At 65.2% G+C, this 15880-nt stretch carries 13 protein-coding genes; 4 read left to right on the forward strand and 9 right to left on the reverse strand.

Annotated features, from left to right (window positions below):
* Window positions 1–25: 25 nt before the first annotated feature.
* A complete protein-coding gene (gene katG / locus F4X41_02005) occupies window positions 26–2182 on the forward strand; it encodes a catalase/peroxidase HPI (GenBank protein MYB15798.1) in 2157 nt (718 codons plus the stop codon).
* Window positions 2183–2251: 69 nt separating this feature from the next.
* On the opposite strand, the gene F4X41_02010 is transcribed toward katG, so the two are convergent.
* A complete protein-coding gene (locus F4X41_02010; protein ID MYB15799.1) occupies window positions 2252–3139 on the reverse strand; it encodes a carbohydrate ABC transporter permease in 888 nt (295 codons plus the stop codon).
* Window positions 3140–4081, reverse strand: coding sequence for a sugar ABC transporter permease (locus F4X41_02015; protein ID MYB15800.1), 942 nt, complete (start codon window positions 4079–4081; stop codon window positions 3140–3142).
* 184 nt (window positions 4082–4265) lie between these two features.
* Here F4X41_02015 and F4X41_02020 point away from each other — a divergent pair, with 184 nt between their 5' ends.
* Both F4X41_02020 and F4X41_02025 read left to right on the forward strand, forming a co-directional pair.
* Window positions 4266–5669, forward strand: coding sequence for a sulfatase-like hydrolase/transferase (locus F4X41_02020; protein ID MYB15801.1), 1404 nt, complete (start codon window positions 4266–4268; stop codon window positions 5667–5669).
* A 39-nt stretch (window positions 5670–5708) separates the two neighbouring features.
* A complete protein-coding gene (locus F4X41_02025) occupies window positions 5709–7088 on the forward strand; it encodes a sulfatase-like hydrolase/transferase (protein ID MYB15802.1) in 1380 nt (459 codons plus the stop codon).
* 28 nt (window positions 7089–7116) lie between these two features.
* Here the strand turns inward: F4X41_02025 and F4X41_02030 are convergent, their stop codons facing one another.
* From F4X41_02030 to F4X41_02050, 5 genes are read right to left on the reverse strand one after another with little or no spacing between them, the layout of a single operon-like run.
* A complete protein-coding gene (locus tag F4X41_02030; protein ID MYB15803.1) occupies window positions 7117–8259 on the reverse strand; it encodes an AI-2E family transporter in 1143 nt (380 codons plus the stop codon).
* Between the two features lie 5 nt (window positions 8260–8264).
* A complete protein-coding gene (locus F4X41_02035; GenBank protein MYB15804.1) occupies window positions 8265–9647 on the reverse strand; it encodes an NAD(P)(+) transhydrogenase (Re/Si-specific) subunit beta in 1383 nt (460 codons plus the stop codon).
* Window positions 9644–9925: an NAD(P) transhydrogenase subunit alpha gene (locus tag F4X41_02040; GenBank protein MYB15805.1), complete on the reverse strand. Its 282-nt coding sequence runs from the start codon at window positions 9923–9925 to the stop codon at window positions 9644–9646. Before F4X41_02040 ends, F4X41_02035 begins: the two co-directional genes overlap by 4 nt.
* Window positions 9918–11066, reverse strand: a complete 1149-nt coding sequence (locus tag F4X41_02045) for an NAD(P) transhydrogenase subunit alpha (protein MYB15806.1) — start codon at window positions 11064–11066, stop codon at window positions 9918–9920. The genes F4X41_02040 and F4X41_02045 overlap by 8 nt, the downstream gene beginning before the upstream one ends.
* A gap of 20 nt (window positions 11067–11086) precedes the next feature.
* Complete coding sequence (locus tag F4X41_02050; GenBank protein ID MYB15807.1) at window positions 11087–12148, reverse strand: dihydrodipicolinate synthase family protein; 1062 nt, start codon at window positions 12146–12148, stop codon at window positions 11087–11089.
* A gap of 26 nt (window positions 12149–12174) precedes the next feature.
* Here F4X41_02050 and iolD point away from each other — a divergent pair, with 26 nt between their 5' ends.
* Window positions 12175–14049, forward strand: coding sequence for a 3D-(3,5/4)-trihydroxycyclohexane-1,2-dione acylhydrolase (decyclizing) (gene iolD / locus F4X41_02055; protein ID MYB15808.1), 1875 nt, complete (start codon window positions 12175–12177; stop codon window positions 14047–14049).
* Between the two features lie 46 nt (window positions 14050–14095).
* Here the strand turns inward: iolD and F4X41_02060 are convergent, their stop codons facing one another.
* Both F4X41_02060 and F4X41_02065 read right to left on the reverse strand, forming a co-directional pair.
* Window positions 14096–14560: a hypothetical protein gene (locus tag F4X41_02060; protein ID MYB15809.1), complete on the reverse strand. Its 465-nt coding sequence runs from the start codon at window positions 14558–14560 to the stop codon at window positions 14096–14098.
* On the reverse strand, window positions 14561–15862 hold the full coding sequence (locus F4X41_02065; protein ID MYB15810.1) for an ADP-ribosylglycohydrolase family protein: 1302 nt from the start codon (window positions 15860–15862) through the stop codon (window positions 14561–14563).
* Window positions 15863–15880: the final 18 nt, after the last annotated feature.

Here is a 15880-nt window from a genome sequence, read left to right on the forward strand (position 1 = left end):
TTGTGGCCGCCGTCGCGGCGGCAGAATACCGGCGGCACGACGATTCGACAGGGGCACCAAAGTGACCAACAACCAAGACTGGTGGCCGGGGCGGTTAAGTCTTGCCGCCCTGCGCCGAAACTCGCCGCAGTCCGATCCGCTGCCGGACGGGTTCGACTACCGGGCGGCAGTCCAGTCGCTGGACGTCGAGGCCCTGCGACGCGACATCGAATCGGTGATGACGACCTCGCAGGACTGGTGGCCGGCCGACTATGGCCACTACGGGCCGCTGCTCATCCGCATGACCTGGCACGCCGCCGGAACCTACCGGGTGAGCGACGGTCGGGGTGGCGGCGGCTCGGGCCAGCAGCGGTTCGCGCCGCTGAACAGTTGGCCCGACAACGCCAATCTCGACAAGGCCCGGCGGCTGCTCTGGCCGATCAAGAAAAAGTACGGCCAGAGTCTTTCCTGGGCCGACCTGTTGATATTCGCCGGCAACTGCGCGCTGGAGTCGATGGGATTTAGGACGTTCGGATTTGCGTTCGGGCGCCCGGACGTGTGGGAGCCTGACGAGACCGACTGGGGTGCGGAGAGCGAGTGGCTGGGCGACGAACGCCACGACGCAGACGGGCGCCTGCAGGGACCGCTGGCGGCCGATCACATGGGCTTGATTTACGTGAATCCGGAAGGGCCGGGCGGACGTCCGGACCCGGCGGAGGCGGCTCGGTACATCCGCCAGACATTCGAGCGGATGGCGATGAACGACGAGGAGACTGTCGCCCTCATCGTCGGCGGGCACACCTTCGGCAAGGCCCACGGCGCCGGCCCCGAATCGCACGTCGGACCGGACCCGGAAGGGGCCGGGCTGGAGCAGCAGGGGCTTGGCTGGGCCAGCAGCTACGGCAACGGCAACGCCGGTGATTCGGTGACCAGCGGACTGGAAGGCGCCTGGACCAGCAATCCCACCCGCTGGGACAACGAATTTCTGGAAAACCTATACGGCCACGAGTGGGAATTGACCAAGAGTCCGGCCGGCAAATCTCAATTCCGGCCGCGCGACGCCGCGGCCGCGACCACCGTCGCCGACGCCCACGATCCGGCGGTCAAGCACGCGCCGATGATGCTCACGACTGATCTGGCGCTCCGGGCCGATCCCGCGTACGCCGCCATTTCGACTCGTTTCCTGAACAATCCGGCCGAACTCGAGGACGCGTTCGCACGGGCCTGGTTCAAGCTTCTGCACCGCGACATGGGGCCGCGCAGCCGGTACCTGGGACCGCTGGTTCCGGCCGAGAAGCTGCTGTGGCAGGACCCGGTGCCCGAAGTCGACCATGATTTGGTCGGTGACCGGGACGTTTCCGAACTGAAAGCGCTCATACTCGCTTCCGGGCTCTCGGTTTCACAGCTGGTCCGCGCCGCCTGGTCGGCGGCGGCCTCTTATCGCGGCACCGACCGGCGCGGGGGCGCCAACGGGGCCCGGATCCGGCTGGCCCCACAGAAAGATTGGGCCGCAAACGACCCGGTGGACCTTTCCGCAACGCTGGCCGCGCTGGCTCGAATCCGGGACGAATTCAACTCGTCTCGGACCGACGGCGCCAGGATCTCGCTGGCCGACCTGATCGTCCTGGGCGGGTGCGCGGCGGTCGAGCGGGCGGCCCGCGACGCAGGGCACGTCCTTGCGGTGCCCTTCCACCCGGGCCGGACCGACGCCGGGGAGGACTGGACCGACGCTGAATCCTTCGCAGTGCTGGAGCCGCGCGCCGACGGCTTCCGCAATTACGTCGCGGCCAGCGAGAGCAGGCCGCCCGAAGAGCTGCTCATCGAGCGGGCGGCGATGCTCGAATTGACCGCGCCCGAGATGACCGTGCTAATCGGCGGTCTGCGCGTTTTGGGCGCCAACACCGGCGGCACGCGGCATGGAGTTTTTACTACGCGCCCCGGAACCCTCAGCAACGACTTCTACGTGAACCTGCTTGATCCCGGGACCGAGTGGCGCAGAGCCGGGGACGTGTTTGAGGGCCGCGCCGGCGGTGGGGCGCCCATCTGGACGGCGACCCGCGTCGATCTGGTGTTCGGATCTAATTCGGAACTGCGCGCGCTGGCCGAGGTCTACGGATCCAGCGACGCCGGGGAAGCGTTTGCGCGCGATTTTGTCAAGGCCTGGGCCAAGGTGATGGATCTGGACCGCTTCGACCTGACCTGACGCCCGGACTTTCCCTGCCGGCCGTCGCTGACGCGTCGCCGGCGCGGAACCGAAACTAGTCGGCGGCGACTACCCCTTGATCCCGCTCATCACGATGCCCTGCGTGAACAGCTTCTGCAGGATGATGTAGACGATGAACAGCGGCACCGCCGAGATCATCGTCCCGGCCATCAGCAGGCCCCAGGGAATGATCTCGCCCTTCATGCTGGCGAGTCCGACCTGGATGGTCATGTAGTGCTCCTGGTTGATAACAACCAGCGGCCACAGGAAGTTATTCCAGGAAGCGGTGAAGGTAAATATCGCCAGCGCGGCCAGCGCCGGCTTGGAATTTGGAATGATGATCTGCCAGAGCACCCGGAACCAGCCGCAGCCGTCGATTCGGGCGGCGTCCTCGAGTTCGCGCGGCATGTTGAGCATGAATTGCCTGATTAGGAACACGCCGAAGAATTCGACCAGCTGCAGCGAGGCGATTCCCTGGTAGGTGTTGACCCAACCGAGTTCCTTGATGATGATGAAGCTCGGTATGAGCCGGACCTGGATCGGAATCATCATCGCGCCCAGGTACGTGTAGAAGATGATGTCGCGGCCCGGCCAGCGCAGCCGGGCGAACGCGTAGCCGGCCAGCACGGTGAACGTCATGTTCGAGAGAATGACGATGAATCCGATCAGGAAGCTGTTGAACAGCCAGCGGATGATCTGGTAGTCCTCGACGATGTCGATGTAGTTCTGCAGGTAGAGCGAATTGGGCAGGAAGTTCAGGCCGGGCTCATAGATCTCGCGCTCTTCTTTCAGCGAAGCCGAAAGCATCCACAGATAGGGGATGGTCACGAACAGCACGCCCATTACCAGGGCGGCGTAGAGGATGATCCTTCCGACTCGGCGCCAATTCTGGGTCCGCCGGGAGCGGATCGTTAGCGCCGGGTCGGCGACCGCTTCGATTACCTGGGTCTGGGCCATTTAGAGGTACTCCGTGCGCGCGCCGATCAACCGGAACTGCAGCAGCGACAGCGAAAAGATCAGGATGAAGATGAACAGCGAAACCGCGCTGGCAAATCCCATCCGGAAGAATTCGAAGGCATTCTGGTACATGTAGAACACCATCACGTTGGTGGCGTTCACCGGCCCGCCTCCAGTCATTATGTAAATGACCGCGAACGAATTCTGGGTGGCGCGCAGGATCCCCAGGACCAGCACGAAGAGAGTGGTCGGCATCAGCAGCGGGATCACCACGTAGCGGAACGTGGTTACCGCGTTGGCCCCGTCAATCCGGGCGGCTTCCTTCAACTCCGAAGGTATCCCCTGCAACCCCGCCAAGTAGATGACAGTGAAGTAGCCGACCTCCCGCCAAACGAAGGTGATGATCACAGTCGGCATCGCCAGGACCGGGTCCGAGGCCCAGCGCAAATCGTCCGGCAGCCCGACCACCTCTAGCAGGGCGTTGATTATGCCGAACTGCGGATCGAAAATCCAGAGCCAGATGACCGCGGTGGCGACCAGCGAGGTCACCACCGGGGAGTAGTAGAGTCCGCGCAGCAGCGACTCCGCCCTGATCCCCTGGTTCAGCGCCAGCGCAGTTCCCAGCGCTCCGCAAATCATGATTGCGACCGAGGCCACCACGAACACAAACGTGTTCCACATGGTGCGTATGAAGTCCGGTTTGGTGATCAGCTCGGCGAAGTTTTCAATCCCGATGAACTTGGCCGCTTCGAAGGGGTCGAGCGGATTCCAGCGGAAAAAAGCCAGATAGAACGACGCCAGGACCGGCACCAGCGTGAATATGAGAAAAAAGGCGAACGATGGCAGGACGAACAGATACCCGCTGCGGGCCTCTTCATCCCTGACAAGTGCCACCAGGGTCCGCCAGGCATTGCGCTTCGGCAACGCCGACGTCGATTGCATAAAAAGCACCTCGTCGCCGTCAGATCGGCGACTTTGATGAACGTTGAAATTCTAGCCGGGCACGGCGGTAGCCAATGAGGGATTCGAGTTTTCGGGCGTCCGCCGTGTTCAAATTGGGGCGGCCTTGGCTGCCGCCAGGCATCCCCGCCGACCCGTGCCCACAACCAACCGGAGCTGACCGCTCGTGCCGAATACGCGCCCCAATCTTCTGCTGCTTATTCCCGACCAGCACCGCTGGGACTTCGGGCCCTGGGACCCGCAGTCGCCGTTGCGAATGCCGAACCTGGCAAGCCTGGCCGAGCGCGGGGTGCAGTTCGATCAGGCGATCGTAAACAGCCCGCTCTGCGCACCCATGCGGGCCAGTCTCGCGTCGGCGCGATCCTACGGATCGTGCGGAGTGGTCGACAACGGCAACGACTATCCGATCGACCTGCCGACCTTTTACCAGCAGCTGCGCAGCGCCGGATACCAGGTTTGCGGCACCGGCAAATTCGACCTCCACAAGGTGTCAGGTGGCTGGGGCCTTGACGGGCAGAACGGACTGGCCGATTGGGGATTCACGCAGGGGATCGACAACGAGGGCAAGTGGGACGGTTTTCGCAACTTCCGCGACACCGGCGCCGCGCAAGGTCCGTATTACAGGTTCCTGGTTGAGAACGACCTGGCCGAGGCGCACTGCCAGGACTTCGAGCGCCGCGGCCGCGATTACAGCGACGGCAGGGACTACGGCAGCACCTTTCCGACCACGCTGCCGGACTTTGCCTACGGCGACAACTGGATCGGGCGCAACACGATCGACATCCTGCGCGACCTTCCGCAAGGACAGCCATGGTTCATGCAGGTCAATTTCACCGGTCCGCACGAACCGCAGGACATTACCGCCTCGATGTGGCATTCCTGTCAGGGTGTAGGGTACCCCGGCCCCTTGGCCAGTACCCAGCACGACGCCGAATTCCACAACCGGGCCCGCCAGAACTACGGTGCCATGCTGGAGAACATCGACGCCCGCATCGGCGAGATCATCGCCGCCGTCGAACGCCGCGGCGAACTGGACAACACCGTGATCGTCTACACGTCCGACCACGGCGACATGCTCGGCGATCACGACGAATGGCAGAAGTCGCGTCCCTGGCAATCGTCGGTCGCGGTGCCCTTGATAGCGGCCGGCCCGGGGGTGGCGCAGGGGCGGTCGAGCTCGGCCCTGATCCAAATGTTCGATCTGGCGGCCACGTTCATTGATTACGCCGACGCCGATCCGGTGCCCGAAATGGACTCTCAATCGATCCGCCCGGTCCTGGAGGACCCTGCGCGGGCACATCGCGAAATCCTCTTCTCGGGCCTCCGCTACCACGGCGGATACACGAGCGTGGCAGCGTCGCGCGAGCCGAAACACTACGTTTGGGACCTGGCCTTCGACGGGCGCTTCAAGTTGATCCACCAGCACGGCCTGGGGCTTAGCCCGCAGTTGTTCGATCTGGAATCGGACCCGGCGGAATCGAACGACCTTGCGGCCGCAGATCCCGACCGGACCTCCGCCATGCTCGAATTGATCCACGCCGAGACCGCCCGCAACGGCATCTCCGTCTAAAGTCCAGCCCGCCACCGCATAGCGAGGAGTCGCGACCCCATGGCCGAGCGCCCACCCAACCTACTGTTCATATTTCCCGACCAGCAGCGCTGGGACTGGGGGCCCTGGAACGAGCAGCTGGACATCCGGACGCCGAACCTGGCCCGATTGGCCGAGCGGGGGGTGCGGTTCGAGCACACGATAACCAGTTCGCCGCTGTGTGCGCCGGCGCGGGCTTGTCTGGCCAGCGGGCGCAATTTCTGGCGCTGCGGGGTCAACGACAACTACGACGACACGCCCCTGGACGGGCCGTTCTTCTACCAGAACCTGCGCGCCGCCGGATACGAGGTCTGCGCGGTCGGCAAAGTCGACCTCCACAAGGGCACCGCGGAATGGAAGACCGACGGCTCCAGCTGGCTTGACCAGTGGGGGTTCACCCGCGGCATAGACAACGAGGGCAAACACGCGGGGGTGGTGACCGGCGACGAGGAGCCGGCCGGACCGTACATGGCGATGCTGCATCGCGAGGGCTGGGCCGACGCTCACGTGAAGGACTTAAAGAGCCGCCATTACTTTCTTGACACCCAGCCGACACCGCTGCCCGAGGATCTTTATTCGGACAACTGGATCGCCGACAACTGCCTCAGCGTCCTGGAACAGGTGGAGGTTGGCAAGCCCTGGTTCATGCAGATCAACTACACGGGTCCGCACGAACCAAACGACGTTACCCAGAGCATGTGGGATTCGGTCCAGGGGCGCCAATTCCCGGGCCCGGTAGACAGCACCGAGTTCGAACCCGGCGACCACCACCGGATCCGCCAGAACTACACCGCCATGATCGAGAACATCGACCGGCACACCGGACGGATCCTGGATGCGATCGAAAGTCGCGGCGAACTGGAAAACACCATCGTCGTCTACTCATCCGACCACGGCGAGATGCTGGGCGATCACAACTGCTGGGAAAAGTCCAACTTCTACGACGGCGCCCTGCGCGTGCCGCTGGTGATCGCCGGCCCGGGAATCGATGGCGGGCGAGTGTCCGACGCGCTGGCGCAGGTCAACGACCTGGGCCCGACGTTCCTCGACCTGGCCGGGGCCGAACCGCTGGGGGACAGCGACGGCCTTTCCCTGCGGCCGGTCCTGGAGGGCCGCGCCCGCGGAGTGCACGATTACTCCTATTCGGGCTTGAACCAACGCGGCTCAAGGGGTGCAAGCAGCTCCTACCGGGTGATCAGGGTGACTCGGTTCGACGTGGTGTGCGACGGGCGCTACAAGCTGGTTGTCGACCACACCGAAGGGCGCGAACTCCTCTTCGACGGCAAGATCGATCCCCACGAATTGACCAACATCGTCGATAGCGAGCCGGAAGTGGCCGACCGGCTGCGGTCGGCGCTTGCCCGGCAAACCTCGCCGGGAGCGGGGGCGCCGGTCCGCTAAGCCCCGCGCCGCGGTTCAGTAGCGGCGGTCAATCGTTTTCGGCGGGGGCGGGATCCGCGTCTTCGGAATTGGTGGCATCACCGTCCTCGCGCGCCCTGGCGTCGTCTGCCCAGCGCAGGAATATCGCCCGCAGAATCAGTGAAATCAGGACTCCAGCCGGAACGCCGAATAGGATCCCCCAGAAACCGAGCAGGGCGGCCCCGACCAGGACAGAGGCGATCAGCGCCAGCGGGTTGACGCCGGCGACCTGCCCGACGACGTTGGGCCGGACCAGGTTTTCCAACACCGCCTGGATGATCAGTAGCGGAATGCCCACCCAGAACACCGCAACCGTCCACGAATCCAACAGCGCGATCAGCACCGGCAGCAGGAGGCCGATCAGGGCCCCGACGATCGGCACCGCCAGCAGCAGCCCGGATATCACCGCCGGAAACAGCCATGGATCCACGTCGGCGATCCGCAATACGACGGCGACCGCGATCGCAAAGAGCACGACCTCGGTTATTACCCCGAGCATGTAGGCTCCGAACGCACTCTCTACAGTGCTGACCCCGGTCGCCAGGTAGCGCGACCAGGAGGTCGGCAATCGCCGGCGCAGCTTCGCCAGGACCGGGTCCCAGTTCAACATCATGTAAACGGTCACGATCAGGACCAGAACGAAATTGATTGCTCCCGCGGCGACCGAGGTCAGGCCCTGCAGGACTTCAGTGGCGGCCTGGCCTACCAGGCCCTGCAGGTTGCTGGCGTAATCGTCGATTACCTGTTCGACGCTGGTGACCGGCATGCCCAGCGATGCCAATATGTCAAGCGCCCAGGAGTAAAGCTGGCTCACCTCCTCGGAATATTCGCCCAGCCGGTCGATGATTTCGCGCAGGTCGCGAACCATGTAGGGGACCGACAGGGTCACCAGCCCGGCGATTAGCAGGAATGCCCCGATCGCGACCAGGAAAACCGCCAGGGTGTAGGGGATTGGGTGCCCGCGCAGCCGCAGGCGGCGCAACCAGCGCACCGGCGGCAGCAGTAGCAGGTTGAGCATCGTGGCGAAGAGGAATATCAGGATCACCGAGCCGAGCTCGCGGCCGGCGTCCACCACGAATCCGCCCAGGTAGACGACCAGTGCGGCGATCCCCAACCCGAAAAATATGCGCCGCAGTTGCCGGGTGGTCACCACCGTCGCTAGCCCGCCTTCAGCGCGCGGAGCAGTTGCTCGGTCATCTCGCGACCGTCGCCGAACAGCATCACCGTGTTTTCGGAAGCGAAGAGTTCGTTGGAGATTCCGGCGAACCCGGGCGAGAGCGAACGCTTGATCACCACGACCGTGCGGGCCCGTCCGGCTTCCAGGATCGGCATGCCGAAGATCGGGCTCCCCGGATCGGACGCTGCGGCCGGGTTCACCACGTCATTGGCGCCGATAACGATCGCGACGTCGGTCTGCGGCATGCGCGGATTGGCTTGATCTAGTTCGAGCAGTTCTTCATAGGGTACGTCGGCCTCCGCCAGCAGGACGTTCATGTGCCCGGGCATGCGGCCGGCCACCGGGTGGATGGCGAACCCGACCTTGACCCCGGCGGCTTTCAGGTGGTCCGAAAGCTCGCGAACCGCGTGCTGGGCCTGGGCGACGGCCATTCCGTAACCGGGAACGATCTGCACGCTGTCGGCAACCTCCAGGACCATCGCCACTTCATCCGGGCTGGTGGCGGTCACGCGGCCGTCGTAGACGTCGGCCGAGGTGGTCCCGGCGGACCCGAAGTTGCGTAGCACGACGTCGGCCAGCGAGCGGTTCATCGCCCTGCTCATGATCAGGGTCAGGATCAGGCCGGCTACCCCCACCAGCGACCCGGCGATGACCAGAATCTCGATCCCGAGGGCGAATCCGGTTGCCGCCGCAGCAACGCCGGAGAGCGAGTTGAGCATCGATATCACCACCGGCATGTCAGCCCCGCCGATGGGTAACGTCAGCGCCAATCCGAGGACCGCGGCGACGAGCGCCACCCCGAGCAGCCACCAGATCCAGTCCGGTTGGTAGACATACATACCCGCCAGCGCCAGGCCCAGCAGTATCTGAAGCGACGCGCTGCCGCGGTGGAACCAGTTGATGCGCGGTTGCCAGCGTGCGAACCCCTGCAGTTTTATGAGCGCCACCAGCGAACCGGTAAACGTCAAGACTCCGATTAGGGTCCCGGCGGCAACCGATACGGTGACCTGCACCGAATCCGCCGCCGCCCCGGCGCCGACCAGGGCGGCGGCAACCGCCACCAGCGCCGAGGCCGCCCCGCCGAATCCGTTGAAGGTCGCGACCAGTTGCGGCATTGCGGTGAAACGGACCAGGAAGGCCAGCGCGGCACCCAGTCCGGCGCCCGCAGCGAGGCCGATTCCGATCCACAGGAATTCCACGATTTCGGACGCCGTCAACGTGGCCAGGACCGCCACCAGCATGCCGCTCGCGGCCAGCAGGTTGCCGCGCACCGCGCTGCGCGGCGAGGCCATGCCCTTCAGGCCGACCACCAGCAGGACGGCCGCGATCAGATAGGCGGCTCCGATAAGGCCGTCCGAGCTCATTTGCGACGCCTGAATTTGCTCAGCATGCGTCCGGTTACCAGGAATCCGCCGACCACGTTGACGGTCGCCAGGGTCACCGCCAGGGTGCCCAGCAACGTCGGCCAGAGCCCCTCGGCAGCTCCGGCCGCCACCAGCGCCCCCACGATGGTTATTCCAGAAATCGCGTTCGCCCCGGACATGAGCGGCGTGTGCAGGGTGGGCGGCACCTTGGTGATCAGTTCAAGTCCCAGCAGCACCGAAAGCGCCAGGATCGTGGGCAACACAAGTCCTTCAGGCATCCGGATCACCTTCTCCCGGTGACGGTTGCGGGCAGAGTTGCTCCAACACCATCCGGCTGCGCACGCTGCCCTCGGCCGCCACCAGCGATTCGGCCAGGATTTCGTCCTTGGACGGATCGTCGCCGCATTCGGCCAGTAGCGCCAGGAAACGCGCCAGATTGCGGGAATACATCTGTGATGCGTGCGCGGCCAGCTGCGATTCGGCATCACTCAGGCCCACCACCGCTACCCCGGCGCGATCGACAGTCTGGCCGGGTGCCGAAGCCGCGCAGTTTCCGCCCTTGGCCGCGGCTAGGTCGATCAGTACCGATCCCGGTTGCATTTTGGCCAGCATTTCATCTGTCACCAGGACCGGCGCCCTGGCCCCGGCCACGAGGGCCGCAGTGATAACCACGTCGGCGTCGGCAAGGACGGCGCCGAGTTGCTCGCGCTGCCGGCGCAGGAATTCGGCCGACTGATCGCGGGCGTAGCCGCCAGCGGTCTGAATGCCGGCAACATCCAGATCCAGTTCAATGAACTGCGCACCCAAGCTCTCGACCTGTTCGCGGACTTCTTCGCGGACGTCGTAAGCCGACACGCGGGCGCCCAGCCGCCTGGCGGTGGCGATGGCCTGCAAACCGGCCACCCCGACCCCCAAGACCGTCACCTTGGCCGGGGCCAGGGTACCTGCCGCGGTCATGAGCAGCGGAAAGATCTGCGGCAGCCGATTGGCTGCGACCAGAACCGCCTTGTAGCCGGCCAAGGTCGCCATCGCCGACAGGGCGTCCAGGGACTGAGCGCGCGAAATCCGGGGAACCATCTCGAACGCGAACGCTCGCAGCCCGCGCTCGGCGATTGCGGCAACGTGCCCGGCCCGGGCGATCGGATCCAGCAAACCGACCACCGTAGCTCCGGCGGGCAGGGCCGCCAGATCGCCTTCGTCCGGGTAGGGTGCGATCGCGGCCACTGCGGCCCCGGCCAGCAGCTGGCCGCGGTCGGCGGCGATGGCGGCCCCGGCGGAACGGTACTCAGCGTCCGCATGGCCAGCCCGCTCTCCGGCGCCGGAGAGCACGCTCACTTCGTATCCGGAATCCAGCAGCATCCCGACGTCGCCCGGTACGATCGCGACGCGACGTTCGGAATCGTCCGCGGCCGGCGCCACGGCAACTACCCGGGAATTGCTCAAGGTCTCTGCTGTCCGCCGGCCGTTTTGGAGTCGAAGACCGCGCGCTCGAATCCCGGCACGCCCCGCCGCGCCAGGCCCGCAAACAGCCGGTCGGCGGTCTCCCGCGAAACATCATCGAATACTTGCGCCGGCCCCCGCACGTGCGCCGAACCGATCATCCCGAGGCGCTCGAAATAGCGCTTCTGGCAGTGCATGTAGAGATCCAGTGACTGCATTCCGAAGGTCAGCAGGGGCAGGATTTTCTCGTATTCGGCCAACCCCGCCTCGCGGGATCCTTCGCGCAGCAGCCCGTCGATCCGCAGCCAGGCCGGGGCCAGGTCGAGACCGGGGACGCAGCCGACCGCGCCGCGGGCCACGAATTCGGGATAGTTGATCCCCCCGTTGCCGGTGAAAACCCGCAAACCGGCCGCCGCCAACTGCGAGGTGCGCGCCCCGACCGCAGCCGACTCCTCCTTGATTGAAAAGACCGACGGTACCTGCCGGCAGAGCTGTTCCAGGTCGTCCGGCAGTACGTCGACTCCCGTTTCCCGGGGCGCGTTCTGCAACATGATCGGCAGGTCGGCGGCGGTGGCCACCGCGCGTACATGGTTTACCAGCGCCGCGCCGGCGCAGCCGGGCGGGGTGCGCAGCATGACCGCGGCGGCTCCCAGGCTCCTATAGGACCGGGCCTGCTCAACCGCTGCTTGCGTGTACCCGTCCACTCCGGCGATTACCGGTTTCCTAACGTTTGCCGAAGAAACAACGGTTTCGACCACCGCGGAACGTTCGCTTTCGGAAAGGGCGCGCGATTCGGATGCCACGCCCAGCGCAACCAGCGCGCCAACATCCGACTCGGCCAGCAGGTCCGACAAGTTGTCCAAGCCGGGATGGTCGACGCTTCCACCGGTCGGGTCGAACGGAGTGGGAACGACGGGCGCAATGCCGCACAGATCCATAGAGGTGGGGCCGAGACCTTCTGTCGTTAGCGCGCTGAATGGCGGGCGCCGCTGTCTCTCGTATTTTCTACCGCCGGAGGCTGGCAGCGAACCCCCATAGAATCGGCGCACATTCGGAGACATACCACCAACAGGATGGGGCCGCAGCCATGTCCGCAACAATGCGGCTTACCGCCGGCCAGGCGATCGTACGCTTTCTGGCCGCCCAGTACAGTCAATTCGACGGCGAACGCCAACGCCTGATCAACGGCATGTTCGGCATATTCGGTCACGGCAACGTGGCTGGGCTGGGCCAGGCCCTTGAGGAAGAGCGCGGCCTGCTGCGCTACCACCAGCCGCACAATGAGCAGGCGATGGTGCACACCGCATCCGGATATTCGAAGGCCATGCGACGGCGCGCCGTAATGGCTTGCACCGCATCGATCGGGCCGGGGACCACCAACATGGTTTCCGGTGCCGCCACCGCCACGATCAACCGCTTGCCGGTGCTACTTTTTGCGTCCGACAACTACGCCACCCGTCACCAGGGACCGGTTCTCCAGCAGCTTGAGCACCCGGTCAGCTTCGACACCTCGGCGGCCGACACTCTGCGGCCGGTGAGCCGTTTCTTCGACCGCGTTTCAAGGCCCGAACAACTGCTGACCGCCCTGCCGGAAGCCATGCGCGTGCTGACCGACGTGCGCGAAACCGGCGCGGTAACGATCGCGCTGCCCCAGGACGTGCAAATGATGGCCTATGACTGGCCGGTCCATTTCTTCAACGAACGCACCTGGACGATCGCCCGGCCATATCCGAATCCCGATGCCATCAACGCCGCCGCTGAGCTGCTGCGGTCGGCCCGCAATCCGGTAATCCTGGCGGGCGGCGGCGCGATTTATTCCGACGCCGAAGCGGTGCTCGGCGAGGTTGCCCGCACCTGCGGAATCCCGATCGGGGAGACGCACGCCGGGCTTTCCGCGGGACGGTTGGCCGGCGATCTGGCGCTCGGCGGGATGGGGGTCTGTGGGACCCCGCAGGCCGCCCAGATCGCGGCCGCAGCCGATCTGGTGATCGGCATCGGCACCCGCTATTCAGACTTTGCGACGGGCTCCAATTCGCTCTTCCAGAACCCCGAAGTGGCGTTCCTGAACATCAACGTCGCCGGGCATGACGCCTACAAGCAGGGCGGGCTGGCGGTGGAGGCCGACGCCCGCATCGCGCTAGAACAGCTGCTCCTGGCCGCATCCGATTACCGGGCCGACCCGGATTGGACCGAGCGCGCGCGGCGCCTCAACCAGGAATGGCGGGTTCAGCTCGACACCGAAGTCAGGCCGCCGGCGCCGGGCGAAGGCATGAACCAGGCCCAAGTGATCCAGGCGCTCAATGAACACCTGGATTCGGGGGATTTCGTCACGGTGGCGGCCGGATCTCCACCGGGCGACGTACAGCAGCAATGGATCTCGGCGGACAGCGGTCAGCCGCTGGTCGAATTCGGCTTCTCCTGCATGGGTTGGGAATTGCCGGCCGCGCTGGGAGCCAAGCTGGCCCGGCCCGAGGCCAGCGTCTATACCTTCATCGGCGACGGCACCTACCTGATGAATAACACCGAAATCGTCACCGCCGCCAAAGAGGGCCTAAAGATCGTTATCGTGGTGGCCAACAATCACGGCTTCCAGATCATCCGCAAACTGCAAGAGGCAAAAACCGGCCGCGCGTTCGGGAACGAATTCCGCACCCGCGAAGAGGCGACCGACCGTCTCACCGGCGCCTATGCGGGAATCGACTTCGTCAAGAATGCCGAATCGCTCGGTGCGGTCGGGCTGACGGCGACCAGCCTGGAGGAGTTGCGCGCCGCCCTGCGCCAGGCCGATTCGGTTACACGCCAACCGGTCCTGATCGAATGTGAAGTCGAACCCTCGCGCTGGGCCGCGGACACCGGCGTCTGGTGGGACGTTTCAGTGCCCGAGATCTCCTCCTACGAGGACGTGGTGGCGATGCGGGCCGAGTACGACCAGCAAAAGCGGAGCCAGCGCCTCTACTACTAGGCCTTGCCGGCAGGATGCCCGGCCGGGCGACATCGGGCGAGTGCGGTTACCCCGGCGGGTACTCGTTGGCCCTGTCGTGCACCTGGATGATCTCGATGATGCCGCCCTCCGGGTCGTAGGCGTAGCAGACCGTCTTCGCTCCGCCCGGAGCCTCTACCAGACCGGAGATGGGTCTCCCGCCCGCAGCCAACAACCGTTCGTGCATTCCGGCTGCGTCGTTGGTCTCAACCGCTATGTGGTTGGCGTGCAGGGCGTTCGCCTGCCTGGGCCCGGGCCGGTCCGGATGCGAGTGATAGCAGAGCAGTTCCAGCTGGCGCGGTGATGCGTCGGTGCCCAGAATCGCGACTTCCACGTCTGCATCCTTTAGGCCGACGACTTTTTCGGTGAATTCGTCCCCGCGCCGGAACCGGTGCTGGATTTCGAATCCGAGCGCATCGTTGAAAAATCCGATCATCCGGTCCATGTCGGCAACCACGATCCCGGCGTGCGTCAATCGACTCGAAGGCGGCATCTACCGACTCTTTGCCAGGGTGTGGGTCCGCTCGGCCAGATCGCTAATTCGAGAGCCATCGAATCCGGCCACCATGCTGCCGACTCGATCTCCGAGCGGATCGATCCAGGCCGTCGGGAGCGAGCGGGCGCCGAGAATCGCGCCCACGATTGACCCGGCGGTGGCGCCGTTGCAGTCGGTGTCGAGGCCGCAGGCAACCGCGATCGAGATGGACTTCTCCAGATCGCATTCGCCCCAAAGCAGGCCGATCGCCACGAAACAGGCGTTGTTGATGGTGTGTACGCCGTGGTAGTGCCCGCAGGTCGACATGACCTGGGCCAGGGCCTGCTCCCAATCGAGACCGCGTTCGCGGGAGTCGATCACGCTCTCCAGTTCGCGCTGCAAACGGGATCGCGCCGGAATCTGGTCCATTCCGGCCAGCAGCGCCTGTAGCGGATCGTCGGTGGCGAATGCGGCGGCGTTGGCGGCAGCCGCAAAAAGCGCCCCGTAGATCCCGTTCTTGATGTGCGAAACGATGGCGTCCCGGTAGGCCAGTTCGGCCGCGGCGGCCGGGTCGCCGGCGCAGGCGTAGCCGTAGACATCGGTCCGGATCTGGGCGCCGATCCATTCGCGGAATGGATTCCGTACGGTGGCCGATTCGGGCGGGGCGATACCCAGCATGAGGTTCTTGTAGGCGACCCGCTCGGCGGTGTAGGTCATGTTTGCCGGAATGCCCTCGAGCCAGGCTTCGGCGACGTCGGCGGCGGCAAAGTCGAAGCCGTTTCGCTCAAGATTCGCCAGCGCAAAAATCATGTAGTCGATGTCATCGTCGCGGGCCATCGAAGAAAAGTTCCCGCGGGCAGCTTCATACGCAGACTGGTGAAGTGGAATCCCGACGTCGTGGTCCGGGATCAACGGGATGTAGTCGTCGGGCGGAAACGCGTATTCGGGCTCCAGGTAGCGCCGGATCGCCCAGTGCGGCCAACCCTCGACCGGTTTCCCAAGCTGGCATCCGGCGCAGCGGCCCAGCCACGCTCCGGCGACCGCATCGCCCAAGTCCGCGGGCAAGTCGCCCAGCTGCGCCCGGGGATTCGGTCGGGCGGCTTGGATCTGGTCCAGGCCGCTGGGTTCGGCGTCTTCCAACGGACCAGTGCCGGCAAGCGCCTCGGCAAGCGACCACAGTTGTTCGAATTCGGAATCGGCAGCGCCGTGTTTCTGCAGCCGGTTGTGGCGATCCGAGAGTTCGACCGGATCGCAACCTTCCTCCTTGAGCTGTGCGATCTCGAATCCGAGCAGCGATTCGTGGCTGGTGTAATCGATCATTGCCGGGGCCTGGTCTGG

The organism is Chloroflexota bacterium, from assembly GCA_009840625.1.
GTDB lineage: Bacteria > Chloroflexota > UBA11872 > UBA11872 > VXNJ01 > VXNJ01.

Excerpts from the sequence above, each read along its gene's own strand:
- F4X41_02065 (MYB15810.1), bottom strand. The coding sequence starts at position 15,862 with ATGATCGATTACACCAGCCACGAATCGCTGCTCGGATTCGAGATCGCA.
- F4X41_02015 (MYB15800.1), bottom strand. The coding sequence starts at position 4,081 with ATGCAATCGACGTCGGCGTTGCCGAAGCGCAATGCCTGGCGGACCCTG.
- F4X41_02050 (MYB15807.1), bottom strand. The coding sequence starts at position 12,148 with ATGTCTCCGAATGTGCGCCGATTCTATGGGGGTTCGCTGCCAGCCTCC.
- F4X41_02060 (MYB15809.1), bottom strand. The coding sequence starts at position 14,560 with ATGCCGCCTTCGAGTCGATTGACGCACGCCGGGATCGTGGTTGCCGAC.
- F4X41_02025 (MYB15802.1), top strand. The coding sequence starts at position 5,709 with ATGGCCGAGCGCCCACCCAACCTACTGTTCATATTTCCCGACCAGCAG.
- F4X41_02040 (MYB15805.1), bottom strand. The coding sequence starts at position 9,925 with ATGCCTGAAGGACTTGTGTTGCCCACGATCCTGGCGCTTTCGGTGCTG.
- F4X41_02035 (MYB15804.1), bottom strand. The coding sequence starts at position 9,647 with ATGAGCTCGGACGGCCTTATCGGAGCCGCCTATCTGATCGCGGCCGTC.
- F4X41_02010 (MYB15799.1), bottom strand. The coding sequence starts at position 3,139 with ATGGCCCAGACCCAGGTAATCGAAGCGGTCGCCGACCCGGCGCTAACG.
- iolD (MYB15808.1), top strand. The coding sequence starts at position 12,175 with ATGTCCGCAACAATGCGGCTTACCGCCGGCCAGGCGATCGTACGCTTT.